General features: G+C 76.4%; 1 protein-coding gene. It reads right to left on the bottom strand.

Features of this window, described 5'->3' with window-relative positions:
• Positions 1 to 390: enoyl-CoA hydratase-related protein (locus J5F18_RS09600; RefSeq protein ID WP_346302013.1), on the bottom strand; the 390-nt coding region annotated here is incomplete at both ends.

The raw sequence follows: 390 nt of genomic DNA, 5'->3' as shown, positions 1-390 counted from the left end.
CTTGAGGGGCGACAGGTCGCCCGAGGCGGGCAGCGCCAGCGACTCGCGCTGGGCGGCCAGCCACTCGAGCGGCGCCTCGCTGGCGGCGGCGAGCGCCCGCTCCCGCGTGGGGCGCACGCCCTGCCGGGCCAGCTCTGCCGCCATGGCGATGCGCGTCTCCTCGGGGGTATGCCCCTGGTCGGCCACGCCATCCACCAGCCCCAGCTCGAGGGCCTTGTCGGCGCCGATGGGCTCGCCGGAGAGGATCATCTCCAGGGCGGCCTCGAGCCCGACGAGCCGCGGCAGCCGCTGGGTGCCGCCGGCGCCGGGGATCAGCCCCAGCTTGACCTCCGGCAGCCCGAAGCGCGCATCGCGCGCGGCGAGCCGATAGTGACAGGCCATGGCAAGCTC

This window comes from Halomonas sp. BM-2019, from assembly GCF_017584085.1.
The sequence above is the reverse complement of the archived record's forward strand: the minus strand, read 5'-3'. Positions and strand labels throughout refer to the sequence as shown.